The organism is Prevotella sp. HMSC077E09, assembly GCF_001814685.1.
GTDB classification, from domain to species: Bacteria; Bacteroidota; Bacteroidia; order Bacteroidales; family Bacteroidaceae; genus Prevotella; species Prevotella oris.
Genome location: NZ_KV817503.1, coordinates 1 through 23,888, shown reverse-complemented (window position 1 = coordinate 23,888; position 23,888 = coordinate 1). Strand labels below are relative to the sequence as shown.

Below are 23,888 nucleotides of genomic sequence, written 5' to 3'. Positions count from 1 at the left end.
ATAAAAGTCGATGGATGACTACAAGCGGACGAAAAGTGAGGTCGAAACCAGAAACGGAAATGGAAGGATAGATAAAAGTAAATGTAAAATAAACACCGTAGATAAGTCAAACGGATATATTGTTCTCTATACGTATATACGTATTGTTGTATATACGGTAATATGTATATAAGAATGATATCGGTATAGGAAGGCAAGAGGAGCAACACCCACAGACTCATCTAATTTTTCATGTTTTAGCTAAAATTTGGGATAACCTGTAATTTTAAGGCCTCGAATTTTAACACAAAAAGGCCGTAAAACTGCCTAAAACTTTTTGAAAATGTTAATATAAGACTTTTATTTTTTTAAGGCTGTCTTTCTGATATTAAGTCATTTATTTTGTAGCCAATAAATAAAAGAATATGGGAGCATTCGGTATATACGCAATCGTAGTGACATTCGTATTTGTCATCTATTATGTAGTTATGATTTGCATGGATTTGTTCGGGCCGAAAGGTGAGAAGAAAGAAAGTGTAGAAGTCATTCACGCCGGCGCACCTGTCGACAATGCGGATGGCACACCGGCAGTATCACCTGTCAGAATCAGTGAGACTGGTGAAGGCAAGTATCAAATAGAACGTCCCGGTGAAGAAGAACCGGAAAAATACGGACATGGGACAGAAGAAGCATCTTTCAATAAGAAAGGGGAAGGCATGGAGACTTCTCAACTGGATAAGAATTCTCTTACAGCTGAGGATATTGCAGCGTCCGATGCCGATGAATTGGCCATGCAGGCAAAAGCCAAGGTCGACTCGATAAGACAGAACTTCAATAGTGTTTCTCCGGACATTCAGGGAGCTGTGTATGTAGATGAGTTCGTTGAAGATTATGCAGCCGCCTATTTGAAAGCCAAAAGGGAAGACGAGCAGGCTGAACAATTTAGTTTCTAAGTTATGAAGATATTCAAATTCAAGACATATTTGCTATTATCGGCATTACTGTTACTCACGCAGCCAGTCATGGCCACCTGTGGTACGACGGATTACAGTGGCAATTCAGGCCGGTTATATAATATGGTGGTATTCATCTTGACATGCTGTACAGCCGTATTGTATCTGCTTTATGCCATAGCTGCCCTTTTATCTATATACAGCGCGACGAGCATCTATATCAAGATGCAGGCAGGAGAAGAAGGATTTACGAAAAGTATCATCATTTTGGTCGGCAGCTGCCTTTTTCTGCTTGGAGCCACTATAGTCCTCCCTGCTTTCTTCGGTTTCCAGTTCGGCGTGACCGACAGACTTTGGTAATTGTTTTATTACATATTATTTATTCATTAATTATTTAAAAATTCAAAGACAATGAATCAGACTTTGTCAGTAATGGTAAGCGGAGCCAAGAGCTTTTGTGTCTCTGCAGGTAAAAAAATCAAGGCCGTAGTGATAGACCCTCGCTTTGTAGCGGTTATGCTATTGCTGGTCGTTTGCACGGTAGCAGCAGATGCGCAGAGCATGGACTCTGGTGCACAGGCAATCGGTAAAGCAACCGATGCGCTGAAGAAGTACATCCCTGTTGTAACGAAGTTATGCTACGTCATTGCAGGTATTGTTGCCATTCTCGGTACCATCTCCGTTTACATCAAGATGAATAACGAAGAGCAGGATGTCAAGAAGAGCATCATGATGATTGTTGGTGCCTGCATCTTCCTCGTGGCAGCAGCCCAGGCATTGCCACTGTTCTTCGGACTCTAAGACGAGGAATATGGCAACAGTCAAAAGCAACTATCCCGATTACCCGGTATTCAAGGGGCTTCAAAAGCCTCTTGAATTTCTGGGCCTTCGAGGAAGATACATTGTGTGGGCCGCTGTCACCGTTGGCGGAGGTCTGTTGTCTTTCTTGATTGGCTATGTGATTTTCGGCTTTCTTGTTGCATTGGCGTTGCTGACAATTTTTCTGTCAATAGGAGGAGTCTCCATTTTCGTCAAGCAACATAAAGGCCTCCATTCCAAGAAATCCCCGAAAGGAATCTACATTTTCAGCCATTCAAGACATTATTAGAATATTCATATTGATTGTAAGCAAAACAAATTCATGATTACACTAATCGTCATATTGGTCTTTACCTCCATCTTGTTGGGAATGTACATTTCCATCAAAGCCTTCGGTACAGGCAGCAAACGCGCCAAGGTATTTGAGGACATCTACTTCAGCTTTGAGGATGTCAATGAGATCGGTGTGGTCTACACAAAGAAAGGCGATTATTCAGCCATCCTTAAGATGGACAATCCCGTCAGGAAGTACTCTGCCGATACGGACGGTTATTACGAGTTCACTTCCCTTTTGGCATCCGTCCTACAAGTGTTAGGTGAAGGATATGCCATCCACAAACAAGACATCTTCGTCCGTAAGAACTTCAATATGTCGAGCATTGCAGGAAAGGGTGCAGATGTGAGAAAGCATTTTCTTTCCGATGCCTATTTCAAATTCTTCAACGGCCGTCCCTATATAGATTCTGAAACCTATCTCACCATCACTCAACGTGGTCGAAATGGCGGTTTGAAGGCATACGATGCCGACAAGTGGCGCGATTTCCAAGTCAAGATACAGAAGGTCCATGACCGTCTGAAGAGCGAGAACATCAACTGTCGCTTTCTCACTGGTGACGAATGTCAGGAATACACCGAGCGTTTCTTTGCTGTTGATTTCAATAACGAGGTTGTTTCTATGAATGACTTCAAGGTGGAGTCCGAGAAGATCGGCATGGGCGATGACCAGTTGAAAATCTACAGCCTCTTGGATGTAGATGATCCCGGTCTTCCCGGCACCCTTCGCCCTTATGCCGACATCAATGTCAACAACTCCGTCATGCCGCAGGATCTGCTTTCCGACCTTAGCACACTCCCTGATGTAGACACGCTTATTTACAATCAGGTCATCTTTCTTCCCAATCAGAAGCGGGAGATTTTAAAATTGGAGAAAAAGAAGAACCGTCATGCTTCCATTCCCAATCCGAATAATCAGATTGCCGTTGAAGACATCAATAACGTCCTTAATGAAGTAGCTCGTGACGGAAAACAATTCGTCTATGCCCATTACAACCTCATTGTAAAGACATCGGCAGACAGAAACCTGCAAAAGATCACCAACTGTTTGGAGAACCTTTTGGCAAGATACAGCATGCACCTGTCAAAGCGTGCCTATAACCAATTGGAGTTGTTCGTTGCCAGCTTCCCCGGCAATTGCCATGAACTCAATGCCGACTACGACCGTTTCCTGACACTTTCTGACCCTGCACTCTGCCTCATGTATAAGGAGCGTCAGCAGAAAGGGGATGACACGAACCTGAAATGTTACTACACAGACAGGCAAGGCGTACCGATGTCTGTTGACGTGTCAGGCAAGGAAGGAAAGATTAGATATACCGACAACTCCAATTTCTTTGTCCTTGGTCCTTCCGGCAGTGGTAAGTCTTTTTTCATGAATACTGTCATGCGGCAGTACTACGAGCAGGATACCGATATTGTCATTGTAGATACCGGCGACAGCTACGAGGGACTTTGTAGTTATTTCGAAGGTATTTATATCACCTATTCAAAGGAACACCCCATATCGATGAATCCATTCAAGATAGAGAAAGACGAGTATGAGCAGAACTTCCAAGCGAAGAAAGATTTCCTTAGGAATATCATCTTCCTGATCTTCAAAGGAAACGGCGAGCCCACAAAGCTCGAAGAAACCATCATCAACCAAACCCTCATAGAATACTTCGAAGAGTATTTCACCCCATTTGAAGGCTTTACCGAAGAGCAGCGCGACAACATGCGCCATGTCATGGAGCTTGAAGACAAACGTACCGGCAAGTATGAGGAATACGAACAGGAGCTGGAAAAACGTTACGGAGTATCTGATGATATTGACGATATAGAAGAAGATGATGACGATGAAAGGAAGAAACAGCGCGACCTCCGTCTCCGTGACAAGCTGCAAGCCGTCATCGACGATTCCGCCGCTACTGAAGGAGAAAAAGACAATGCGAAGAGCCAGCTGCTCCGTCGCCTTACTCCCGAACTCATAGAGAGTAAGTATCTTCAGCGGATCAACAGGAAAATCGACAAGATAGAACGCCAGCGTAAGAAGATGAGGGTTACGGAACTCAACTTCAACACCTATTATGAGTTCGCCATTGAGCGTATTCCTCAAATCATGAAGCAGGATCAGGTTAAATTTGCCATCAACGAATTTGCCACGATCCTAAAGCCGTTCTATAAGGGTGGAGAGATGGAGTACACACTCAACAACGAAATGGATTCTTCCCTGTTCAATGAGAAGTTCATCGTATTCGAAATTGACAAAATAAAAGAGAATCCTGTCCTTTTCCCTATTGTCGTGTTGATCATCATGGATGTCTTCACACAGAAGATGCTCTTAAAGGAGGGCCGGAAATGCCTGGTCATAGAAGAAGCATGGAAAGCCATTGCCACCCCTGTTATGGCCACCTATATACAGTACCTATACAAGACTGCTCGTAAACACTGGGCCATGGTCGGCGTGGTAACGCAAGAGATACAGGACGTTACCGAGTCCAAAATTGTCAAGGAAGCCATCATCAACAACTCCGGCGTATTCATGCTGCTTGACCAAAGCAAGTTCAAAGACAAGTTCGACAACATCAAGAAGACCTTGGCTCTGACCGACATCGACTGCAAGAAGATTTTCACCATCAACCGGCTGGAGAACAAGGAAGGGCGTTCCCCATTCAAGGAAGTGTTTATCAAACGTGGTCAGGAAGGCGATGTATATGGCATTGAAGAGCCGCCGGAGTGTTACATGAGCTACACGACGGAGAAGGTAGAGAAACTTGCCCTGAAGCTCTACAAGAAAATTCTCCAATGTGACCACCAACACGCCATTGAGGCCTTCGTGCGTGATTGGAAACGCTCCAGAATCAAGAGTTCCTTGGAATTTGCACGGAAAGTACTGAAAGAAAGAAAAGTGTTAGACAATTAAACTCATCAATAATATGCGTCGTTTCATCGCTATCATCCTTTTGTCCCTCTCGGTGACATCCATGTCAGCGCAGTCGTATCATGCCATCAACATTGATGCAAAGACCGTGGCAGCCATGACCGCCGCATATGCGATAGAGGAAGAGACGGAACGGAAGACAGCCTCTGATGTAGACTCAATCTTAGGACACTACACCAAGGCCAGCCTTTCCACAGCCGGCATCTACCTGTCAAAGTTGAAAGACAGGAACGCCATGCGTGAAGTCGGAGTTTTCGGCAGCGATGAAAACTACTATTACCAACGCATTCTCTATTTGGTGAAGGACGGCATTATGCCCAAGCTCATTATCGTCGCAGCCAAGATGGTCAAACAGCCCGACAATGCCCTCTATTGGGGGCCATACCTGTTCAAGACCACCAAGAATGTCGAACAGCTCTGCAAGCAGTTTGAACTTGTCGTTACTAATGGAAAATTGTCGTTCAAGGATGTAACTTTCTTGGTTATCAATGAGAAGCTGCAAAAAGTCTTTGATTTGACCCAGCTTGGCAATGTCAGCTGGAAAGAACTCTTGGAGAAAGTCGGAGATTTCAACATCAAAGCAGCCAAGGAGGACATCAAGAACGACATCGGCAAGCTTGGAGGTGTACTTGCCACCGCAGGAAAAGGTGCTGTGGACAGCAATATGAGGGACTTCTCTGCCATTGGCAGGATTTTTAAATCCAAGCCAAGTGAGATTTACCAGTTATATCAGACTTTTCGGAGCAAATATGAAAGTATCCGCAATGCCGGAAATGTCAAGGCCATTTTGATGAGTGTCATCGGTTCGAATAGTGCAGATGCCGTTTCACGTCTGTTCCAAGTAGACAATTACAGCATCACGGGTTATGTGAGCAACTACATCAAGGAGTTGCAAGGCCAGCATTACAAGCAACGCTGGTATATCTATTCAGAGGATAAAGGTCAGAAAGTGGTTGCCACCTACCATCCCTCCCATCCTTCGAATACAAACAACAGCGATCATTGGGACAACTGGCTCTATAAAGAGAACTTTGCAAGAAAGGGAACTCCGAGTTATCCGCAACTTTCCGACGCTGAATATAATAATCTCAAAAGAATAGCAGAGGCATCTACGGGTTGGAATTCTTTGAAAAAAAACGAGTATGAGCAAAAGAATCCTGGTCATACAATATATTTAGTTTATGACCTTGTTTCCTTCCCATACAAAAGAGATGAAAAAGGTGGTATAGGGAAGCATTCAAAGCATTGGAGAGGAAATCATTGGATGGTATGTATGACTGTTAGAGAATCATGGAACATCAAGCACGAAGTACATGAGGAGACTTTTGATTCCGAGTCCATGGATGAAGAAACGTTCAGGAAGCGAATGGAAAGTCAACTCAAATTCTACAATAGCTTGGAGAGCGACAAAGCCGCTTCCCAACGCGTTGTGTATAAGTTAGGTTACGATGCCCGAAAATACTACACTATAGCAGACGAGAATAAGATAAAGGGCTGCAATTCCGTAGTGTTTTTAGCCAAGTGCGACGATGGTGCGACCCTTGCAGAAGGCTCATTTAATTGGAAAGAGAATGGAAATCAGGGGAAGCGCCTTGAAGACCCCAAATCGAAGAATTTCGCTTTGGACTATACACAGATGAGCACGAATGGGGCCAACGAGCTACAGCAGAAAAAGAAAGGCTGCCAGGACGAGATTAATAGCCTTGAAAATCAGATTCGCTCCATGGACCAACAGATGAGTTCATTGATTTCCCAGATGAGCCAAGCCAAGCTGGCCCACGATAACAATAAGGTTGCCGCGCTCCGTGCACAATATGACACCGTCAGCAATAACCAAGCTGCATTGAAACGCCAGCTTTCGCAGGTCCAATCCAACCTGGCGCAGATAGACAACGCCATAGCAGAATACTATAAAGATCTTAGTGAAGACAGTGGCGGTCCTTACCGAATTAATTCCAATATGAGAGAGTTGGAGAGTTTGTTCCAGCTTTCCTGGCAAGATGCCGGAGAATGGGTTAATGGTGACGATCAATATACCTTTGTGCGTCATGCCTATTGTGCGCAAGTTAAGACTCAGGTAACTTATACTGCAGTTTTGAAACTTCAAAAGAAGCCGATGTGTTTTCTTGGTATCCGCATCCACCGTGCCATATTGAGTGTCGATTATAAGCTCTCTGCCGCCTATTCAGCAGAGAATGTCATAGAGACAATGAATCTTGATATGAGCCTGTCTGAAAAAGAGCGTGCCGCGAAAGTCAACGAGCGACAGAAACAGTTGATGGAAGACATGCCCGACTGTTCCATCACGGTGAGATACAACTATGCCAAGAATATGCCTAATGAGGAAGGTTCAGATGCCATCCATCTGCTTTGGGCAAGCGACCGGTTAGATGTGGCAAGGGATGTGGAATATCAGCTTAGCATCATCTATTCCCAGTTAGTTCTTTTGGAAAAGGTCATGAATGACCGCCAGACTATTAAAGATTTCCTGACCAACCAACTGTTGAATCCCATTACGAGAAAATCCCGTGGTACAATAGCCGAATATGCCTTAGGGCGATGGACGGACGCAAGTGACAAAGCCAAGAAAGCTTCTTCAAACCCCACTTTGAAAAAAGCAAAGCCATAGGCAGCAATTAAGATATTAACATAGATAACAGCAGACATGAACAAATGGATATACATATCGTTGATGAGCTTATGCCTTCTTTTCATTCCAAGAAAAGTCAAGGCAATAGACGTACCTACCGATCCCGCCTCTTTGGAAGCCATGATCAGTAATCACAAGACGGTTAAGGCCATGTTAGAGCTACGTACTCTTGCAGAGGAAGGTGTGCGTGCCTATCATAAGAAGAGTATGAAGACAATGGAAGACTATACATCGGTTAACAAGAAGTTGGACAGATACAGGAAGTGTTTCGACATCATCGACCTCATTCTGAATGGTACTGCAACCGGCTTCCACGCTTACAACAGCTTTGGCAACTGCAAAAGAAACCTTTCCGCCTATTATAAGCTTTTAGACACCTATAAAAAGGAAATTCTCCTACATGGAGCCGTTTGGTCAAGTGACACCATCATCCTTAATGCCAGCCAACGAGCCGTCGAAAGAGTCTACAAAGGCGTTTCGCAGTTAAGGAAGTCTTACATAGAGCTATCCGAGCTTGTGTCGGGTGTGAGGAACTGTACCACGTCAGACCTGATGATCATTTTAGGTGACATCAACAGTTCCATCGACGAGATAGACGACAGCATCAGGCATTCCTACATGGAATTGTGGACATATATGACCGTGAGGATGGGATTTTGGAAGAAAGAGTTCTTTATGGCAAGAAGTGTCAAGGAAATTGCCAACGATGCCTTGGGGCGATGGTTGGGTAACTCCTTCCAGGCATTTCAATGTTTGGAGCAACACAGGTCCTTCCAGCATGCCCCATTGGGTGGTGGCGGTATCATAGGAGGAAGACGCTATGATTAAAATTAATGGAAGACATATCATGTATATACAAAGAGTATTTCTTATGCTTGGACTACTATCAATAGTTCTTTCTGGTTTCAGCCAAGGTTATGTGCAAGTCACGAAAAATCATGAGGAGTACATCATGCAGCAGTTCACCACAATGGAAACCGGTGCAGGGGCTTTGACCCCACGCTACTATTATAACGCGCTCCACAAGAAATATCAAAGGACAGCCAATGCAGAGAACAAGCAGATTTTCCGTCTCCACATGAAAGCCCGTGTGACAGACGAAAAGGTCTATTCCGACAGCATCAAAGCCTTGACCTCCCGTCGTGCCAAGGTGGAAGCACAGAATATCGTTGACCGCAGCCCCATGACCGATATGGCATGGACGGTCGAGAAAGGCAAGATAGAGGGCAAGTTGGACATCTTTCAGAAGAACATCAATAAAATCATGCCCTACGGTGGAACGGCAGAAGACTATCGCCAGTGGAAGAATATCTATAACTGCCTTCAGACCGCCATCAAGATTACCCGTGAATCCTATCAGGACTTAGGACGCAGGAAAAAGGAGTACATGGCCATCTATAGGGATGTTGTCAGGCGCAATTACCAACTAACTCGTCAGTTGCTCACTTGGAACAGCGTGAAATCTGCAAAGGAGATGCAGAAGAACAGCAAGCCTCCCCAGCGACTTTCATCCATCAACACGGTAGCTTCTGATGCCCTGAACCGTTGGAAAGTGGCGATGGCCGTTGATGGTTTTTCCAGCAAGAATTACAAAAAGTAGAAGATAATAAAGTATAAAACAAAATATAAGCTAACAAGTAAAGAAATCAATTATGGCATTCAGTTCATTATTTTTAGCCGCACAGGGAGGACTTCAAGGGCTGTCGGGCACGATCTCCGACCTATCCCAGACCATAGGTGTTGACCTGTTCGAAGAAGACATCGATAATGTTGTCTTCCAAACCAACGAGTTTTTATGCAATCCCGACTTCATCGGCACGCAGGGGCCGTTCTGGTGGATACTCCAAATGAGCATGGCATTAGGTGCCTTGTTCTCCATCATCGTAGGAGCCAGTATGGCTTACAAGATGATGGTCAAGGGAGAGCCAATCGATGTATTCAAGATACTCAAAGTAATGGGTATTGCTCTCATCATGATTTTTTGGTATCCGCCCAGCATGACCGGTATGGGCAGTGGCAATGGCAGCATCTTGGATGCCCTGGCCTATATTCCTAACTGTATAGGAAGCTACACTCACGACCTCTATGAAGCAGAAGCCGTACAGGTCAGTGAGAAATACAACGAATTGATGCCGTTGTTACAGAAACGCGATACGATGTATCAAAAAGCGGCAGAAGTAGAAGCTGCATCAGAAGGATTGCAAAATGATGCAAGTATTGATGCTTTAACAAAATATACCTCTGGTAGCGATGCCGCTGAAGGTATCAAGGCCGCTGCAAGGGCTAAAAAGTCATCAGTCTTTGCTGGTCTCATCATTGGCTTTGATAAGATAGTGATGTTTCTTGCCCTGGTACTGTACCGGGTCGGCTGGTGGGCCACCATATTCTGTCAGCAGATATTATTGGGCATGCTGACCATCTTCGGCCCAATCCAATGGGCATTTTCCGTTCTTCCAAAATGGGAGGGAGCATGGGCCAAATGGCTTATCCGTTACTTGACAGTCCATTTCTATGGAGCCATGCTCTATTTTGTGGGTTTCTATGTGCTACTGCTGTTTGACATTGTTATCAGTGTTCAGGTAGAAAATCTTACTGCCATTACATCATCTACTGGTACAATTAACGGCTACATACAAAATGCTTTCATGACTTGTGGCTATCTCCTTGCAGCTTCCGTGGTTGCTTTGAGATGCCTGAACTTGGTTCCAGACCTTGCCGCATGGATGATCCCTGAAGGCGACACCGCCTTCTCTACCCGCAACTTTGGTGAAGGAGTGGCATCCTCCGTCAAGTCAAGTGCCATGTCCGTTATGCCCCGAATACATTAAAATGACAATGCTATGGCTGTATTAAAGAAATTAGAAAACAAGATAAAGTTGGTGCTGATTATTACCAGCCTGTTTTTGACAGGTTGTGTCGTTATCAGCCTTGGGAGTCTTTTTGTTGCCAGAGGCATGGTCGCTGATGCCCATAAAAAGATTTATGTCCTTGATGGCCCTGTACCTATTCTCGTCAAACAGACTACGATGGACGAGACTTTTGAAGTGGAAGCAAAGAGCCATGTGGAAATGTTCCATAATCTCTTCTTTACATTGGCTCCAGACGACAAGTATATTGATTATACCATTAAGAAAGCCATGTACCTTATAGATGAGTCCGGTCTTGCGCAGTATAACGCCTTGAAGGAAAAAGGCTTTTATAACAATATCATCGGAACGAGTACGATATGCAGCATTTTCTGTGATTCCATCAAGTTAGACAAACAGAAGATGACCTTTACCTACTATGGCCGCCAGCGCATTGAGCGTCGCACAAGTATCTTGATGCGTCAGCTCATTACAGCCGGAAGCCTAAGGAGGGTTTCGCGCTCCGAGAACAATCCTCACGGCTTTATTATCTTTGGCTGGAGGACGCTTGTCAATAAGGATCTCTCCGAGAATCAGAAAACCAATTTCTAACATTAAAGTTTTGAACATTTATGGGATTGAAGAAAATCATTATGGGCGAACCTATGCCAGACAAGAACGCCCCGAAATACAAAGAGCGTTACGAAAGAGAAGTGGAAGCCGGTAGACAGTTTGCAGACAAGAGCGGTTTGAGTTGGTTTGTCATGAAGATACAGACGGTGGCCAACCGCCATCGTGTAGGTTTCCTCGTTACCGTCTTCGGCATCGTGATAGGCTGTTTTGCCATCAATATAGTCAATATGGTGCGTAGCTACAACGCTTCCAAGACACACCGTTCTACCGCTGTAGAACAAGTGGATTCAGCATTACACCAAAGACGCATAATAAACAGACACTAAAATGGATGTAAAGAAAATCAATTTTAAAGACCGAAAGTATATTTTTCCAGCTATCTTATACCCATTGGTTTTGTTCGTGGGATACTTCATCATCGATGCCGTACATACTGACGTGTCCGACAATGACCCGCGTTTGTCTACAACAGATTATTTGAACTCTAATCTTCCTACTGCCAATACAGACAGTGTATTGGGTGGCAAGTTGGACAATGCCGAGCGTGAGTATGGACAAATCAATGACCTTTCCGGTGTCGAGAATGTCGAGAACGACCGGGACTCGGTTAACAAGAAGGAGGATTACAGTTCACAATACAGCGACAGGGAGGCTGAAATGGTGCGACGGCAGCAAGAACAGCAACAGGCACAGCGGGAAGAACAGCGCAAAATCCAAGAAATGCAAGACCGCGTCCGTCGAGGGAGGAATCATTCTCGCGGCTCTTCTTCCGGTGACAACTTTGTAGCTCCGGTCAGCGATTCCGAGATAGCCCGGCTTGACCGCAGGAGACGGCAACGTGAAATGGAGAATATGAATGACGATCTTAATGGCGTCGCTTTCGGCTCCCCGTCACGTCGTAGCAGATATGGCAATGAAGACAGTTATGGGGGTGATGGGGAATATGGTCTGCCCGTAGCCGGTTCGCATAACAGTGGCAACAATCTATCTTACGGAAACAACGTCTCTTCTGTGTCTTCCGGAACGGACAACAATGCCCGTGGGGCAGGAGAACAGGCGGAGGGAGTACCGGAAAAGGTTGTCAAGAAAGTAAAGACCCCTTCCGACTATTTCAATACCATTTCCTCTTCTTCAACAGAAGAGTCCAAGCTCATCAAAGCCATCATCGACGAGGATGTGAAAGCACAGGAGGGAAGCCGTGTGCGCCTTCGTTTGTTGGATGATGTGGAAATTGGCGATATGACCGTCAAGAAAGGAACTTATCTCTATGCCCAGATGTCAGGTTTCGGACATCAGCGAGTAAAAGGAACCGTACAAAGCATCTTCAGCAAAGAAGAGATTATCCGCGTCAGCCTTTCCATCTATGACACGGACGGTCAGGAAGGTCTTTATGTTCCATTGTCCTCCTTTAAAGAGACCGGCAAGGAAATTCTTGGTTCTGCCACGCAGGGCGGAACGAATATCGTAGACAATACCGCCTCTTCAACAGGAGTCAAGGGTTGGGCCAGCCAAGCTGTACAGAATGCCTCACAGCAGGTGATGAATGCTGTAGGCAAAGTCATTCGCAGGAACAGGGTGAAGCTGAAGTATGGCACGCTCGTTTATCTGATAGACGGAAGCCAGCAAGAGAAGAGACAAAGAAAGTAAAACGCTAACAAGAAAGATAAAAGACATGAAAATTTTTAAGAAGAAAATTATTGCTATCTTGGTCATGTGTACCACCATTTTAATGGGAGCACATGCCCAAAAGACCTACTCGGATATGGAGGTGCTGACCGTAAACGAGAACGTATCTACCATTGTCACGGCTTCCGAGCCTATCCGTTTGGTGGACATTTCCACCGATTCCGTGGCAGGTGACAAGCCGTTGGACAATGTGATCCGTATAAAGCCCAAGAGCGGCAATCACAATGACGGCGATGTGCTGGGTATCGTCACGATCATCACCGAGCGTTACAGGGTGCAATATGCGCTCATCTATACGCACCGCCTTCAGGAAGCCGTTTCTGATAAGGAAGTGGAACTTGTGGAACGCAATGCCTTTCATAATCCTGAAATCAGCATGTCTACAACGGACATGGCTTCCTACTGTATGAAAGTGTGGAACTCTCCGGCCAAATACCGCAGCACGTTCACAAAAAAGGATAAAATGACCATGCGTTTGAACAATATCTATGTGGTCGGTGAGTACTTCTTCATCGATTTTTCCGTGGAGAATAAGACTAACCTGCCGTTCGACATTGATGAATTACGTGTAAAGCTCCAAGACAAAAAGCAGGAGAAGTCCACCAATGTCCAGATTATCGAATTGAAACCAGCATTTATTCTTGACCGTTCTGTAAAGTTCAGGAATGGTTACCGTAATGTGATCGTCCTGAAGAAGATGACATTCCCAAATGACAAGGTACTTACCGTGGAATTGTCAGAGAAGCAGATCAGCGGTCGTACCATTTCGCTGAACTTGGACTATGAGGATGTACTTAGTGCCGATTCGTTCGATACGCTACTTTTGAAAGAACAATAAGAAAGGAGACATCATGAGAATCTACAAAGGTAATTATTCTTATCTCTTTGCGAGGGTTGTGACACTATGCCTGACCTGCCTGTTTGCAATGTCTGTCATGGGTCAAGGGCACGGCAACCATCTGATGGTAGGCGTGGGAGCTTCTTACCCAAAAGGTTTTGAAGCGACACTGGCCTATGAGCATGAAATGAATTATCACAATGCGATGGAGTATTTTGCGAACTACTACATTCAGTATAAGACCGACTCTGAAGCAGGCTATGTCACCAGGAAATCTTTTTGGCACAGTTACAACATTTGGAATGTCGGTCTTGCCTATAAGCCATGCGTGATACGTGGCCGTAACCATCATGGCAACATCAGAATCGGTATGAGTGGCGGCAGTGACTTGCACAAGTTTGTCGGTGTAGGGTCGCTTGGCTACGAACACACTTTCAATCTCTATAATGGCTGGAGTATTTTCTTTCAGGTAAAGGAAGATGTGACGATACGAGGCAAGGATTTATTCCGTACCGGTGGAGCCATCGGTGTTAAGATTCCCCTATAAACCAAGAATGATATGAACATATACAAAATGCTTATGGCGATTATACGTATGATAAGACTTTCTCGCAGGATCATGCGTGTTTCTTATAGAGTACGCCACCAGTCTTCACGTAAGAGATTCCGCCACAACAACAGAAGCGTATGGGGACTTGCCGCATTGGTTGTTCTCATGAGTTTTAGTTCATGTGACGATTATGAGTCTTCCGACAATGCAATTCATGTAGGGTATATCTTATGTGAGAACCATAGTTGTATTGATCCGGAGACTTACTTTGCCCAAACTACCCATAAGGCCGTGGGAGTTGTTTTTGCAGAACAGACGGAAGACCATCCGCTCATGGCAGTCATGCTGAAAGAACTCAATGAAGTCTTCTGTGATTCTGTAGGCCTTTCCAACGGAACGAGCGGCAACCTTACCGCTTTTGACGGCTCTGCCAATACACGAGCCATGCAGAAGAGTTATAATGCCGGGACAAAGAAAGGCAGTCCGCTGGCCATGAAGCTCTTTACTTTCCATGAAGGCGGTCAGAGTGACTTCTTACCCAGCGTTGCGGAGCAGCGTCTACTGAATGTCTCTGCCAGAAGTGTCAATCCAATCATAGAAAGATTAGGTGGCACGCCGATAGCTTTAGATGGAGACTGTTGGTATTGGACTTCCACTGAAGTAAGCGAAAATAGCGGTTTACAGGCATGGCTTTGCTCCTCTGCCAACGGTGGTATCATAGAGACCCCGAAGACGGAAAGCCATAAGGCACGTGCAATCGTTCAAATAAAATATTCTAACTAAAAATAAAGAAGACTATGGGCTGGATGAAAGAACTTGGTAAAGCAGCCGCCAAAGTTGCAGAAAAGCCGCTTGCCAAGGTAGGAGTTAAGTTTGCAGAGAAATCAGCGGAAAGTGCGGAGAAATCTGTCGGTAGGGCTTTGGCCAATGCTGCAATGAAAGAAGGACGTTATGCCAGCAAGGCCAACTATACCAAGTGGATAGAGTCCATGGGAGGCAAGGCGACCAAGGTGGAGTCAGGTTTCAAGAGTTGGGAAAAGAGCCTGCCTAAATTCAAGACCGGTTTCAAATCGACCGAACATATCGGAGCCAAAACCGCTCAAAAGGCAGAACGAATTCTGGTTGATGGTACCAAGGCAACCGGACAGGGTGTTGTCCATTCTACAAAAGCAGCTGAAAAGATTGCTGAAGAGACCGCGAAAAAGGCAGCCCTTATCAATAAGGAGACACTTAAGAATGCGGTAAAGATTGGTTGGCACGAAGGTGGAAAAGTAATCAACAAGACAGCCGGATGGGCTGGTCAATATGCAAAATATTCGGCAAACCATCCAGTGGCAAGCCTTATTCTTTCTTCCATTGCCTACCGCCAGCTGACAGGGCGCACCCTGCTACCGGACATGATGAAGTCCTTAGGCGGTGAGGATGCTGCCAAAAAAGGTCTTGTCGGTGTTCTTGGAGAAACGACATTGGGCAAGAAAGTGGACGGTCAAGGAAATGAGGTCGGCATGATCGCCAATCTGACGGATGTCCTTTTCGGTGATGGCACTTATGGGAAGGTCAGTCACGGTGTCGGTTCCGTTGCTGGTGAAGCAGCCGGGTTATATCAAGGCGTTAAAGGTGGCGTTTCCTCTGTCTTGGGTGAAGGGGCTCATCTCTACGAGACAGGCAAAGAGCAGATTGGTCAGTATTTTTCGGGTAATGGTATGGTATCTAACGGCAACGGAGGTTACTATGATCCCACGACTCCCCAATATCCGTCAACATCCCAAATAATGGGCTCGGGAATGACACAAGGTGTTCCACAACAAGGAGGACTTACCGGTACGATGGTGAACGGTGTACATTCCATTGCCAATGAGCTTACGGGAGGCAATGTCTCAAAGATGAATTTAGCATCCCTGGCACTTTCATCTTACATGATGTTCGGGCCTTTTGGTTGGCTTGGCAAGATGGCCAGTCTAATGTTGGGCGGTATGACCATGCGCAACATCAACCATCGACAATCGGAGAGCCAGCCTATGCAGCAGATGCAACGTTATGCTGTCGCACCAGCTGTATCACAGGTAGATTTCCCAGTATCGGAAGAGCCGGTGGTGCGACGCTCTCGTGGAATATGAAGTTAAAAATTAACAAGCTAACAAGTATAATATATGAACGCAACAGATTATAAGGACATGCTCCTGGAGTCCGCAAGCGGCTTCATGATGCCTTTTGCTTTAGACGAAAAAGAAGAGCTGAATGTCATCCTCCCTTTCGGTGAACAAACCCACCCCAAGACAGGAGAGAAGTTTCAGCACCAAGGTGTTGATTATGCCATCAAGGACAAACCCTTGTATGCCATTGCAAGCGGCATGGTCATCGGTGCCGGGCATGATGCGGTTCACGAAAACTATATCATCACCAGATACGGCAAATACGAGGTTACCTATGGACACATATCCGAGGCCTACACCCCTTATGGTACGAATGTAAAGGCTGGGCAAGAGATTGCCCATGCCGGTGAGTTCCTGCACATGGGAGTCCGATTTAACGGTAAGGAGCTTGACCCTGATAATTTTATTGCCATGATTTGGGCAAACATACAGCAGTTAGCTGCCATGGGTATTACCCATCAGCCTACAGCCGAAGTCCTGGGGGACAAGAAAATTGTCACCAAGTATGACGATTGTCAGGACGAGATCATGGCATTGATGCTCCGTTGGCTGCCCACTTACATGAACGAACTTCGTACAAAGGCCTATACGCCTCCTAAAAAGATGGAAGCATCGCTGAAGAATATCCTCTCGAAAGCTGCCGACAAGAACTACTTTTACGAGACGATTCCCGACTTGGGTAATCCTTTAGGATTATCCGGGCGTAGTGCCCCTTTGGTAGAGAAGATTCAGGAAATCCTGATAGAGGACTTTCTTGGATTCTTGGCCGTCCGTCAAGGTATCTATCCCCAGTCGTGGGACGAGTCTCAAAAAAAAAACTTTCTGAAGAAGCTGCCGCCAACGGCTTGATGGAGGATCCTTTGCAAAATCTTGAAATAGACATTCATAGTTACGACATCAGCCGTGAGGCATCCATCTACTTCGACACGACGGGGACTCGCTGTTGGACGAAGGCATGGTTCAATGGCAGGGAGAAAGGAGAGAAATCAATAGAGATCACTCGCCAGCTGGCAGTAAAGTTCATCAATGACGAAATCTTGTTGGATGATTGGCTCGCACGTTTCTATCCCAAACAGATGAACGTCTGCCACAAGGCTATCGAGCAGGCACGCAAACAGTTATTAGGTATATAAAAACCATCACATGGCACGTAATAATCAACATTTCGGAGAGTTGGAGTATTGTTTTAACCAATACTTCAGCAAGTATTGTGCTCCTGTCATCGCCAAGGATTACAGATATTATCACCGTAAGCAGACAGAAGAGTTCTATAAGGCCTACAATGAAATGCCGGCTAATATCGGTGCCGGATCCGTCATGCAAGGAATGATACGTGTACAGACTGCAAATGTGAACGCATCGTCTTCAGGGAAATGGAACAAAAAAAATCTCGACGATTTTATTGGTGGGGTCGTAAACAAGATTGTTGCCGGCAAGAACTTCCAAAAGGACTGGGGGCATTTGATAGACAGGTATCGGGAATCTCTTATCGCCAAGTTAGGAACAAAAGGTTACATAAGAGTTGAGGAGGAGTTGGAAAAGGTGGAAAAACGGAAATTCGTCGATCCCGCAGTTCACTATGGACAGATTCGTTTTATGGAGCTGCTCAAAGAGCATTTGGCCAGAACCGATATGCCCAAGTCCTCTTTGGAATATATCCTGAAAGAGGGTGCCAACAGTTCTATTATGATGACATTGGCTGGTAGGTTCATGCGTGGTCGCGACCTCTCACCTGCAGAAGAAGAGAATCGTGAGCTGGGCAATAAACTCTATAAGCCGTCAAAAGTGGAGAAAGCCGGGGCTTTTGCCTTTGGAGCTGTTATGGACGCACCGGCATTGGATGTTGTCGGTTCTGTAGCTGCCGTACCATTGAAAGCTGCTGCCAAGGGAGCAGCCGGATATGCCCTGAAGGGAGGTGCGGTAAAATTCGGAGGTTGGCTGGAAGAAAAGGCCGCTTACAAAGTAGCTACTAAAGCTTCCTATGTAAAAGGATTGATTTCAGGTGCAGCTGTCGATGCCGGATTCAACTATTGGGCTTCTTCCAAAATCGGCCTTGATGCAGCCAAGAAGCAGTACAGCAAAGCGGTTTTCGGCAATGAGGATACATTGGGGAAATACCAAAAGGGTGCATTGGGATATAGGAAGAGCGGTACCGAATACATTTCCAATGTAAATGATGGCTTGGGTAAAAAAATCAAGGTTGCCCCGATACGCCCTCATGTGAGTGATTCTGTTACTCATAAAGATTCTGGTCAGTTATTGACAGCGACAAATGGCAATTCAAAAAAGCTCTTGAAAACCATTACCACAGCGTTAAGCCATCAGGCTCTGCCTTACGATAGCCGCGCACCCATCCCCGCTTGGATGCTAAACAAGACAGCCAAACAATGCCGTGCCTTTGCCACCTCGTTTTTTTCCATTGCTAAGCAGATGTCGACACATGGCTTGCCGGTTTGGAATTTGAATGGCAGAAATATGACACTTGCACAAGTCTCACAGCGTGCCGGCGATTATGCAAGGGCTGCTGTTCAGATAGACAAGATAAATGCCGAGAAACAAGTGGCAAGAGCTGCGGTATATAGCTGGAATCACCAGGATTCGAGACAAGAGAAAAGAGATCATTATGACACAGGGGCATATAACGCAGTCGGTCAATCTGCCTCGCCGTCTGTTGTTTCAAGCGCAGTATCTCCTTCAGAACCATTAAACACCCAACATTATCAAAATATGGCCATGGGGACGCAACAAATAAAAAATCCAATGTCAGAGACTTCTCCTTATCCCCATATGCTTCAGACAGCGGGATGGGGTAAATATTTGGATAATGCAGGGTTGAATGGATTTAGCGATGTGACAAAGAACCTTGGTTATGTATTTGCAATGCTTCCTGATATGCTTATCAGTATGTTTACAGGAAAATCTTCCTCGTTCACCATAGGGAACAACATACTACCTTTAGCAGCAGTTGCCGCTGGAATGTTCAGCCATAATCCACTGTTAAAGCTTATGCTGATGGGTTTTGGAGGTGTCAATCTCTTGAACAATGCCGGCCACGAAGCCTTAGGTCTATCCACTCCTAAAACCACTCCAAGAAACTACAAGCAATATGCCGACGAACCTCTCAATCCAAGACTAAATAATGTTTTTATGAGAGGCCGTTCTTTGATTGCAGATATAGACAATCGACCTGTTGTCATTAACATTTCTGACACGGTTGTTGACGCATATGAGAAAAAAGCCATACCTTTAAACACGTTAGCAAATGCCGTATTAAGGAAGTATGACGAGAACAGATCCGTGGCTTCAAACACTTATGACAAGAGTTTGGCAGCATTAGAGAGTCAGGAACAACAGCGTAGTTATGGATTGAAATAGATTTTGTTTACAATATTACTTGTTAGCGGCCCCTGCTGGCGTAGTTAGTTGCGTCGGTGGGGGCTTTATTTATGCACAAAAAATAGATTGGGTCGGAGTTCTACTTCACAACCATATAATAGCAGCTTACAAGTGGAGTAGCTTATTTATAATCTACTTTTAAAGTCTGTTCACTTAGATTTAGTTGAACTTTTGGAGCTACATCTTCATAGGTTGTGTTTGCTTTTACAAGTTTCTCCAATTCTTCGAAAGAGGTTTTTCGCCTAACAATCCAATTTCCTATACCCGCAGCGGTTCTTGGCTCAAGCAATTCCCATCCTTGTACCTCTAAATATGCCAGCCCTTCCATCATATTTCTGACAACAACATATTTACCTTCGCTATTTTTTAAGATACTTGGGCGTTGCTGACCGTTTTCTCCTGGTGATATTAAAATAACGAAGCATGGTTCTCCCGTAGCTTTATTTGCCCATCTCACCTCAATCGAAGCATAAATATAGTAATTTTGTAAAACCTTAGAGTTTGTCTGTGCCCCACTTGACATTGTCCAGCACATCATCATCATTATAAGAAATAATTTCAGCTTCTTCATCGTGTTGTATATAAAAAGTTATGAGTACGCCGATTAAAGCGTACCCACTGGTTAATGATTCTCGTTAAAACAATTTCTTGTGATTATCGTGTGACCACCCCATAGCATCCTTGTAGTTGCTATTCTTCTTTCCGCCTTTTCGACGGGTGTCACCACCCACAATAGCTTTCAATCCTGCTCCCAATATCAGAGCCGATGCTACTAATTCTAACATAGTATGTTCCCTTTCTTTTTATTTGAGTTTCACTTATTTTTGTCTATACTTTAAGTCCTTCTGACCGTTCCGTCTCCAATTCCAATTTCGCCTCCGGGTTTAATGCCAACAGCATTTGTATTCTGTCTTGCAGTCTCCCGATGGTCTTTCGGATATCAACCACATTGTCTTCAGGTATTTCTTTGAGTTCACGGATAATCTCCATGTATGAGTTTATCTGTCCCATCGTATATGTGACGGACAATGTGTTCTCAATATGTTCTCTGTCAACTTCAATCTCAAATGCCATAATCGTTCTTCCGTTTTAATTGGTTATAAACTTAGCATTGCTTCAGGCATGATGTCGAGCAACCTGCAAATCTCTCCTGCCGTGGCCAAAGTCGGTTCGCTCTTTCCCTGGGTGAAGTCGCTTATCCTGCTGGTGCTTAGTCCTACGGCCTCGGACAGATCTTTTTGTGTCATCCCCTTAGCTTTCAGCCCTTGCTTTATGACTTCTGCAAGCGTGAGTTTTTCTATTGGGTGATGCTTTTTCTCGTATTCTTCCACAAAAGTACTCATGATAGACAGCTCCATACTCTCCGGTGATGTCGGCAGTGTCGTGTCAGTGACAACCTCCAACAGTTCCTCCACCCGTCTTTGGGCATACTTATATTGAGCCTCTGATATTTTCATATAGTTCTTTTTACATCCCTCTCATCAAGAAGTGCCTCCCAGTCAGAAGCGGATCCCACAAACCGCACATACACACACCCTGTATCGAAATATATCGAGGTGGCTACCTTGTATTTTCCTTCGCCAATGCTGAAGACATATAAGCCTTTCTCTCTTACAGTATCACCGAAGTCTACCAGTATTTGGGCAAAACTCCTGTAATCCCTGTTCCTTATGGTGTAGTACCACTGTTGCAAAGGTATCTTTGCTTGTTCATATTGTGGTAGTCCATAGAAGTCCTTAATCTTCTTTTGTGAGATAATTCTCATTAATGACCTGTCTTTATCTGTTACAAAGATATGAAGATGTTTCTAAACTACAAAATAAAAGAGCCATAAAATACCGCAAGACAGAATTTTTTATATTCAGGGAGATTGCAGGTTGCCCTTGCAACCTCCCTAATACTCATGTTTATGCAGATTTCTTCTTTGGCAGCACCCATCCCCGCTGTTTGGCCACTTCACGGTTGAACTTCATCCACACCTCTTCATCTTTAAACTCAAAGTGCATTGTTCCTTTCTTAAAGCCCTTACACTTGAAAAATCCCCACTCGAAAGTCTTTCCCCATTCCAAGTTGTTATCTCGTACAAAACGGTCAAGGCTTCCGATACAGTCGTAGTTCCTACCCGTAATGAAGCAGAGAGCCTTACAAACGTCCTCCATTCTGTTTGCCATCCCTCCATATCCAAGATCGAGATAGTCTCTCGGCCATTTGGGGTCATAGGAAGTCATGTATGGAACAATAAACTTGCGGTTGACCATATAGTTTGCGTTTGTCTTCCATTTCTCCCCGGCAGTGGAATTCTCGTCAGAGAAAGAGCAAATCAGGTCGAATGCTTCGAGTAACGCTGTGTTCATCCTCTGCCCCGTCGTCTGGATTACCATGTTCAGCACCTGATAAATGTTGTGCATGGTAAAGGGGACGTATGTCTGCTGCTCCACGAACTTGTTTATCTGTTCCCGTAATTTCTGCGTGGCATACTTTTCCATATTCAGCTTCCCGAATATCCGCCTCCAATAATACTTCTGCAACTCTTTTTTGTATTGCTGTCGGCTGATACGGACAACGCTATTGGAAGCATCTACCACGGCAAACCTTACAGGGAGATACCCGTCACTCTTTCCACCGAAACATGCCACGGAGTTGATTTTCTCCGCTGCAGCCATCGTCTCGTCGAAAAGCCTTACAGCTGAAATATAGCGGTTTACCATGTCACGCACCACATTATATTGCACCAGCCCTTCCGTCTCGTTCGCATCAAGCGAGTCCTTTTCGTTGGAAAACATATAACCGTCAAACTCGTCTTGCCCCTCACCCTCTTTATACAGCTTTATCAAGCTAACATGTACATCCGTCCTGCGCTCCGCATCGTCAAACACTCTGCCCAAGAACTCCTTGCACCCATAAAGCTCAATCGTCTCCATCAATTTCTCTTTGGTGGCGTTCCGTTCCCAGCCTTGATTTACGCTTTCGCTGTTACACAAGGCAATGATGGTGCATCCTGCCGGAGCAATCTCAAACGCATGAAGGATATGTTTCGCTCCTTCTGAAAAAGGAGGGTTCATTACGATATAGTCCACATGACTAATTTGTTCTGAAGAAACGGTCAGGAAGTCATCCGCTATAATATCGCACTTGCCATTCAAAAGTTTTTTGATGTTAGTGTCCTTTTCGCAAGCAATCACCTTTCCGGCTCCGTTCTTTTTGAGCCAGTCAACAATGTTGCCTTTCCCTGCTGATGGTTCAAGGATAGTCTTGCCGACAAAATCCTCACTCATCATCATCGTGTTTATAACCTCGTCGGGAGTCGGGTAGAAGTCTGCGTTATTTGTAAAAATGTTCATCTTGTCTTATTTTAAATTATTCGTTTATCAATTCTCCGTTCTCGCCAATCCAAAGCATTGCCCCCTCACCATTCCAGTAGAAGTCGAACGCCCTGTTCAGAGGGTTATATATACCCTCGACAATAGTTCCCTCTTTAAGACCCTTGATTTCTGCCAAATGCCACTTGCCGGCTTCGGTAAGAACTTTCACCCTTGCTTTTGTCTTGTACCTCACAAGATCTTTGGTGTCACATACAGCAACCTTATAACCATCACGAACCAATTTTGGCAAATAGGCGTCAAGACAATGATGTGGAAATTCCACAATATTAACAGGGGTTTCTGCAATGTCCGACCGGGAGAGCATGTCCGTTCCAAGGCACTTGTTTCCGGCAACGGCATCCTTTTCAAACAGGAAGTAACAATCTCCATCCCCAATCAGCAGTAAATGTTCAGGATGTTTTGCTTTTATCTCCTTATAAAGTTCAAATATCTTTTTCATACTTTTTATTATTTTGAATTAAACGGTAAAATCATTCACGAACTGGCGTTCAATCATGACTTCAAAGTCCCTATTGTTGCATGAAGTCTGTCTCCACTGGCTAAGCTGTTTCGCATCTTCTTCGGTTAATGAAAGGAAATCTACCATCTTACGGATAGTTTCTTCCAAATTCTCACCAATGTAAACAAGTTTTCTTGTCTCGACAGAGTGCCAAGCATCTGTCTGATAAACCAAATAAATAAGTTTCTTTTCCATTTTGCCTGTTGTTTATGATTTAAAATTTTATTCTGGGCATCCCGATTCTCAA

The 23,888-nt window shown here is 44.8% G+C and carries 27 protein-coding genes; 19 read left to right on the top strand and 8 right to left on the bottom strand.

The window, feature by feature from the left end; genetic code table 11:
- Positions 1–404: 404 nt before the first annotated feature.
- From HMPREF2983_RS02230 to HMPREF2983_RS02140, 19 genes are read left to right on the top strand one after another with little or no spacing between them, the layout of a single operon-like run.
- Complete coding sequence (locus tag HMPREF2983_RS02230) at positions 405–932, top strand: hypothetical protein (RefSeq protein WP_070666323.1); 528 nt, start codon at positions 405–407, stop codon at positions 930–932.
- A gap of 3 nt (positions 933–935) precedes the next feature.
- Complete coding sequence (locus HMPREF2983_RS02225) at positions 936–1,292, top strand: DUF4134 family protein (RefSeq protein WP_070666320.1); 357 nt, start codon at positions 936–938, stop codon at positions 1,290–1,292.
- A gap of 51 nt (positions 1,293–1,343) precedes the next feature.
- On the top strand, positions 1,344–1,733 hold the full coding sequence (locus tag HMPREF2983_RS02220; RefSeq protein ID WP_371441331.1) for a DUF4134 domain-containing protein: 390 nt from the start codon (positions 1,344–1,346) through the stop codon (positions 1,731–1,733).
- Positions 1,734–1,743: 10 nt separating this feature from the next.
- A complete protein-coding gene (locus tag HMPREF2983_RS02215) occupies positions 1,744–2,040 on the top strand; it encodes a DUF4133 domain-containing protein (protein ID WP_070666317.1) in 297 nt (98 codons plus the stop codon).
- A gap of 33 nt (positions 2,041–2,073) precedes the next feature.
- On the top strand, positions 2,074–4,989 hold the full coding sequence (locus HMPREF2983_RS02210) for a TraG/VirB4 family ATPase (protein ID WP_070666315.1): 2,916 nt from the start codon (positions 2,074–2,076) through the stop codon (positions 4,987–4,989).
- Positions 4,990–5,002: 13 nt separating this feature from the next.
- Positions 5,003–7,636, top strand: coding sequence for a coiled-coil domain-containing protein (locus HMPREF2983_RS02205; protein ID WP_070666311.1), 2,634 nt, complete (start codon positions 5,003–5,005; stop codon positions 7,634–7,636).
- 36 nt (positions 7,637–7,672) lie between these two features.
- Positions 7,673–8,485: a hypothetical protein gene (locus HMPREF2983_RS02200; RefSeq protein ID WP_070666309.1), complete on the top strand. Its 813-nt coding sequence runs from the start codon at positions 7,673–7,675 to the stop codon at positions 8,483–8,485.
- Positions 8,478–9,257: a DUF5045 domain-containing protein gene (locus HMPREF2983_RS02195; protein ID WP_246829317.1), complete on the top strand. Its 780-nt coding sequence runs from the start codon at positions 8,478–8,480 to the stop codon at positions 9,255–9,257. Before HMPREF2983_RS02200 ends, HMPREF2983_RS02195 begins: the two co-directional genes overlap by 8 nt.
- A gap of 52 nt (positions 9,258–9,309) precedes the next feature.
- The gene (locus HMPREF2983_RS02190; RefSeq protein ID WP_141757611.1) at positions 9,310–10,485 is read left to right on the top strand and encodes a hypothetical protein; all 1,176 of its coding nucleotides are present in this window, start codon (positions 9,310–9,312) and stop codon (positions 10,483–10,485) included.
- Between the two features lie 12 nt (positions 10,486–10,497).
- Positions 10,498–11,115 (top strand): conjugative transposon protein TraK, encoded by a 618-nt coding sequence (gene traK, locus HMPREF2983_RS02185; RefSeq protein WP_070666306.1) that lies wholly within the window; start codon positions 10,498–10,500, stop codon positions 11,113–11,115.
- Positions 11,116–11,135: 20 nt separating this feature from the next.
- Positions 11,136–11,462 carry a hypothetical protein gene (locus tag HMPREF2983_RS02180; RefSeq protein WP_070666303.1) on the top strand — a complete coding sequence of 109 codons (327 nt, stop codon included), beginning with the start codon at positions 11,136–11,138 and terminating at the stop codon, positions 11,460–11,462.
- A 1-nt stretch (position 11,463) separates the two neighbouring features.
- Entirely contained in the window at positions 11,464–12,783 is a 1,320-nt protein-coding gene (locus HMPREF2983_RS02175; RefSeq protein WP_070666300.1) for a conjugative transposon protein TraM, read from the top strand.
- A gap of 25 nt (positions 12,784–12,808) precedes the next feature.
- The gene (gene traN, locus HMPREF2983_RS02170) at positions 12,809–13,660 is read left to right on the top strand and encodes a conjugative transposon protein TraN (RefSeq protein WP_070666296.1); all 852 of its coding nucleotides are present in this window, start codon (positions 12,809–12,811) and stop codon (positions 13,658–13,660) included.
- A gap of 13 nt (positions 13,661–13,673) precedes the next feature.
- A complete protein-coding gene (locus tag HMPREF2983_RS02165) occupies positions 13,674–14,207 on the top strand; it encodes a hypothetical protein (protein ID WP_070666293.1) in 534 nt (177 codons plus the stop codon).
- A gap of 12 nt (positions 14,208–14,219) precedes the next feature.
- Entirely contained in the window at positions 14,220–14,993 is a 774-nt protein-coding gene (locus HMPREF2983_RS02160) for a hypothetical protein (RefSeq protein ID WP_070666290.1), read from the top strand.
- 14 nt (positions 14,994–15,007) lie between these two features.
- Positions 15,008–16,327 carry a hypothetical protein gene (locus HMPREF2983_RS02155; RefSeq protein WP_070666287.1) on the top strand — a complete coding sequence of 440 codons (1,320 nt, stop codon included), beginning with the start codon at positions 15,008–15,010 and terminating at the stop codon, positions 16,325–16,327.
- 33 nt (positions 16,328–16,360) lie between these two features.
- Complete coding sequence (locus tag HMPREF2983_RS02150) at positions 16,361–17,212, top strand: M23 family metallopeptidase (RefSeq protein ID WP_070666283.1); 852 nt, start codon at positions 16,361–16,363, stop codon at positions 17,210–17,212.
- Positions 17,212–17,496: a hypothetical protein gene (locus tag HMPREF2983_RS02145; RefSeq protein ID WP_004345359.1), complete on the top strand. Its 285-nt coding sequence runs from the start codon at positions 17,212–17,214 to the stop codon at positions 17,494–17,496. The genes HMPREF2983_RS02150 and HMPREF2983_RS02145 overlap by 1 nt, the downstream gene beginning before the upstream one ends.
- Before the next feature lie 10 nt (positions 17,497–17,506).
- Positions 17,507–19,738 carry a hypothetical protein gene (locus HMPREF2983_RS02140; protein ID WP_070666280.1) on the top strand — a complete coding sequence of 744 codons (2,232 nt, stop codon included), beginning with the start codon at positions 17,507–17,509 and terminating at the stop codon, positions 19,736–19,738.
- A 142-nt stretch (positions 19,739–19,880) separates the two neighbouring features.
- Here the strand turns inward: HMPREF2983_RS02140 and HMPREF2983_RS02135 are convergent, their stop codons facing one another.
- The 8 genes from HMPREF2983_RS02135 to HMPREF2983_RS02105 all read right to left on the bottom strand — a co-directional run bounded on the left by HMPREF2983_RS02135 (position 19,881) and on the right by HMPREF2983_RS02105 (position 23,836).
- Positions 19,881–20,330: a hypothetical protein gene (locus tag HMPREF2983_RS02135; RefSeq protein WP_070666277.1), complete on the bottom strand. Its 450-nt coding sequence runs from the start codon at positions 20,328–20,330 to the stop codon at positions 19,881–19,883.
- A gap of 64 nt (positions 20,331–20,394) precedes the next feature.
- Positions 20,395–20,544, bottom strand: a complete 150-nt coding sequence (locus HMPREF2983_RS13925; protein ID WP_004345356.1) for a hypothetical protein — start codon at positions 20,542–20,544, stop codon at positions 20,395–20,397.
- A gap of 43 nt (positions 20,545–20,587) precedes the next feature.
- Positions 20,588–20,833, bottom strand: coding sequence for a hypothetical protein (locus HMPREF2983_RS02130; protein ID WP_025065676.1), 246 nt, complete (start codon positions 20,831–20,833; stop codon positions 20,588–20,590).
- 23 nt (positions 20,834–20,856) lie between these two features.
- Positions 20,857–21,216 carry a helix-turn-helix domain-containing protein gene (locus HMPREF2983_RS02125; protein WP_070666274.1) on the bottom strand — a complete coding sequence of 120 codons (360 nt, stop codon included), beginning with the start codon at positions 21,214–21,216 and terminating at the stop codon, positions 20,857–20,859.
- A complete protein-coding gene (locus tag HMPREF2983_RS02120; protein ID WP_070666271.1) occupies positions 21,213–21,524 on the bottom strand; it encodes a type II toxin-antitoxin system HigB family toxin in 312 nt (103 codons plus the stop codon). The genes HMPREF2983_RS02125 and HMPREF2983_RS02120 overlap by 4 nt, the downstream gene beginning before the upstream one ends.
- A gap of 142 nt (positions 21,525–21,666) precedes the next feature.
- Entirely contained in the window at positions 21,667–23,100 is a 1,434-nt protein-coding gene (locus HMPREF2983_RS02115; protein ID WP_070666268.1) for a class I SAM-dependent methyltransferase, read from the bottom strand.
- A 16-nt stretch (positions 23,101–23,116) separates the two neighbouring features.
- Positions 23,117–23,581: a MutS N-terminal domain-containing protein gene (locus tag HMPREF2983_RS02110; protein ID WP_070666266.1), complete on the bottom strand. Its 465-nt coding sequence runs from the start codon at positions 23,579–23,581 to the stop codon at positions 23,117–23,119.
- Positions 23,582–23,599: 18 nt separating this feature from the next.
- Positions 23,600–23,836 (bottom strand): hypothetical protein, encoded by a 237-nt coding sequence (locus HMPREF2983_RS02105; protein WP_004345345.1) that lies wholly within the window; start codon positions 23,834–23,836, stop codon positions 23,600–23,602.
- Between the last annotated feature and the right edge of the window lie 52 nt (positions 23,837–23,888).

What these genes read in the sequence shown, in the direction of transcription:
- HMPREF2983_RS02230 (WP_070666323.1), top strand. Translation starts at nt 405, where the DNA reads ATGGGAGCATTCGGTATATACGCAATCGTAGTGACATTCGTATTTGTC.
- HMPREF2983_RS02225 (WP_070666320.1), top strand. Translation starts at nt 936, where the DNA reads ATGAAGATATTCAAATTCAAGACATATTTGCTATTATCGGCATTACTG.
- HMPREF2983_RS02220 (WP_371441331.1), top strand. Translation starts at nt 1,344, where the DNA reads ATGAATCAGACTTTGTCAGTAATGGTAAGCGGAGCCAAGAGCTTTTGT.
- HMPREF2983_RS02215 (WP_070666317.1), top strand. Translation starts at nt 1,744, where the DNA reads ATGGCAACAGTCAAAAGCAACTATCCCGATTACCCGGTATTCAAGGGG.
- HMPREF2983_RS02210 (WP_070666315.1), top strand. Translation starts at nt 2,074, where the DNA reads ATGATTACACTAATCGTCATATTGGTCTTTACCTCCATCTTGTTGGGA.
- HMPREF2983_RS02205 (WP_070666311.1), top strand. Translation starts at nt 5,003, where the DNA reads ATGCGTCGTTTCATCGCTATCATCCTTTTGTCCCTCTCGGTGACATCC.
- HMPREF2983_RS02200 (WP_070666309.1), top strand. Translation starts at nt 7,673, where the DNA reads ATGAACAAATGGATATACATATCGTTGATGAGCTTATGCCTTCTTTTC.
- HMPREF2983_RS02195 (WP_246829317.1), top strand. Translation starts at nt 8,478, where the DNA reads ATGATTAAAATTAATGGAAGACATATCATGTATATACAAAGAGTATTT.
- HMPREF2983_RS02190 (WP_141757611.1), top strand. Translation starts at nt 9,310, where the DNA reads ATGGCATTCAGTTCATTATTTTTAGCCGCACAGGGAGGACTTCAAGGG.
- traK (WP_070666306.1), top strand. Translation starts at nt 10,498, where the DNA reads ATGGCTGTATTAAAGAAATTAGAAAACAAGATAAAGTTGGTGCTGATT.
- HMPREF2983_RS02180 (WP_070666303.1), top strand. Translation starts at nt 11,136, where the DNA reads ATGGGATTGAAGAAAATCATTATGGGCGAACCTATGCCAGACAAGAAC.
- HMPREF2983_RS02175 (WP_070666300.1), top strand. Translation starts at nt 11,464, where the DNA reads ATGGATGTAAAGAAAATCAATTTTAAAGACCGAAAGTATATTTTTCCA.
- traN (WP_070666296.1), top strand. Translation starts at nt 12,809, where the DNA reads ATGAAAATTTTTAAGAAGAAAATTATTGCTATCTTGGTCATGTGTACC.
- HMPREF2983_RS02165 (WP_070666293.1), top strand. Translation starts at nt 13,674, where the DNA reads ATGAGAATCTACAAAGGTAATTATTCTTATCTCTTTGCGAGGGTTGTG.
- HMPREF2983_RS02160 (WP_070666290.1), top strand. Translation starts at nt 14,220, where the DNA reads ATGAACATATACAAAATGCTTATGGCGATTATACGTATGATAAGACTT.
- HMPREF2983_RS02155 (WP_070666287.1), top strand. Translation starts at nt 15,008, where the DNA reads ATGGGCTGGATGAAAGAACTTGGTAAAGCAGCCGCCAAAGTTGCAGAA.
- HMPREF2983_RS02150 (WP_070666283.1), top strand. Translation starts at nt 16,361, where the DNA reads ATGAACGCAACAGATTATAAGGACATGCTCCTGGAGTCCGCAAGCGGC.
- HMPREF2983_RS02145 (WP_004345359.1), top strand. Translation starts at nt 17,212, where the DNA reads ATGGAGGATCCTTTGCAAAATCTTGAAATAGACATTCATAGTTACGAC.
- HMPREF2983_RS02140 (WP_070666280.1), top strand. Translation starts at nt 17,507, where the DNA reads ATGGCACGTAATAATCAACATTTCGGAGAGTTGGAGTATTGTTTTAAC.
- HMPREF2983_RS02135 (WP_070666277.1), bottom strand. Translation starts at nt 20,330, where the DNA reads ATGAAGAAGCTGAAATTATTTCTTATAATGATGATGATGTGCTGGACA.
- HMPREF2983_RS13925 (WP_004345356.1), bottom strand. Translation starts at nt 20,544, where the DNA reads ATGTTAGAATTAGTAGCATCGGCTCTGATATTGGGAGCAGGATTGAAA.
- HMPREF2983_RS02130 (WP_025065676.1), bottom strand. Translation starts at nt 20,833, where the DNA reads ATGGCATTTGAGATTGAAGTTGACAGAGAACATATTGAGAACACATTG.
- HMPREF2983_RS02125 (WP_070666274.1), bottom strand. Translation starts at nt 21,216, where the DNA reads ATGAAAATATCAGAGGCTCAATATAAGTATGCCCAAAGACGGGTGGAG.
- HMPREF2983_RS02120 (WP_070666271.1), bottom strand. Translation starts at nt 21,524, where the DNA reads ATGAGAATTATCTCACAAAAGAAGATTAAGGACTTCTATGGACTACCA.
- HMPREF2983_RS02115 (WP_070666268.1), bottom strand. Translation starts at nt 23,100, where the DNA reads ATGAACATTTTTACAAATAACGCAGACTTCTACCCGACTCCCGACGAG.
- HMPREF2983_RS02110 (WP_070666266.1), bottom strand. Translation starts at nt 23,581, where the DNA reads ATGAAAAAGATATTTGAACTTTATAAGGAGATAAAAGCAAAACATCCT.
- HMPREF2983_RS02105 (WP_004345345.1), bottom strand. Translation starts at nt 23,836, where the DNA reads ATGGAAAAGAAACTTATTTATTTGGTTTATCAGACAGATGCTTGGCAC.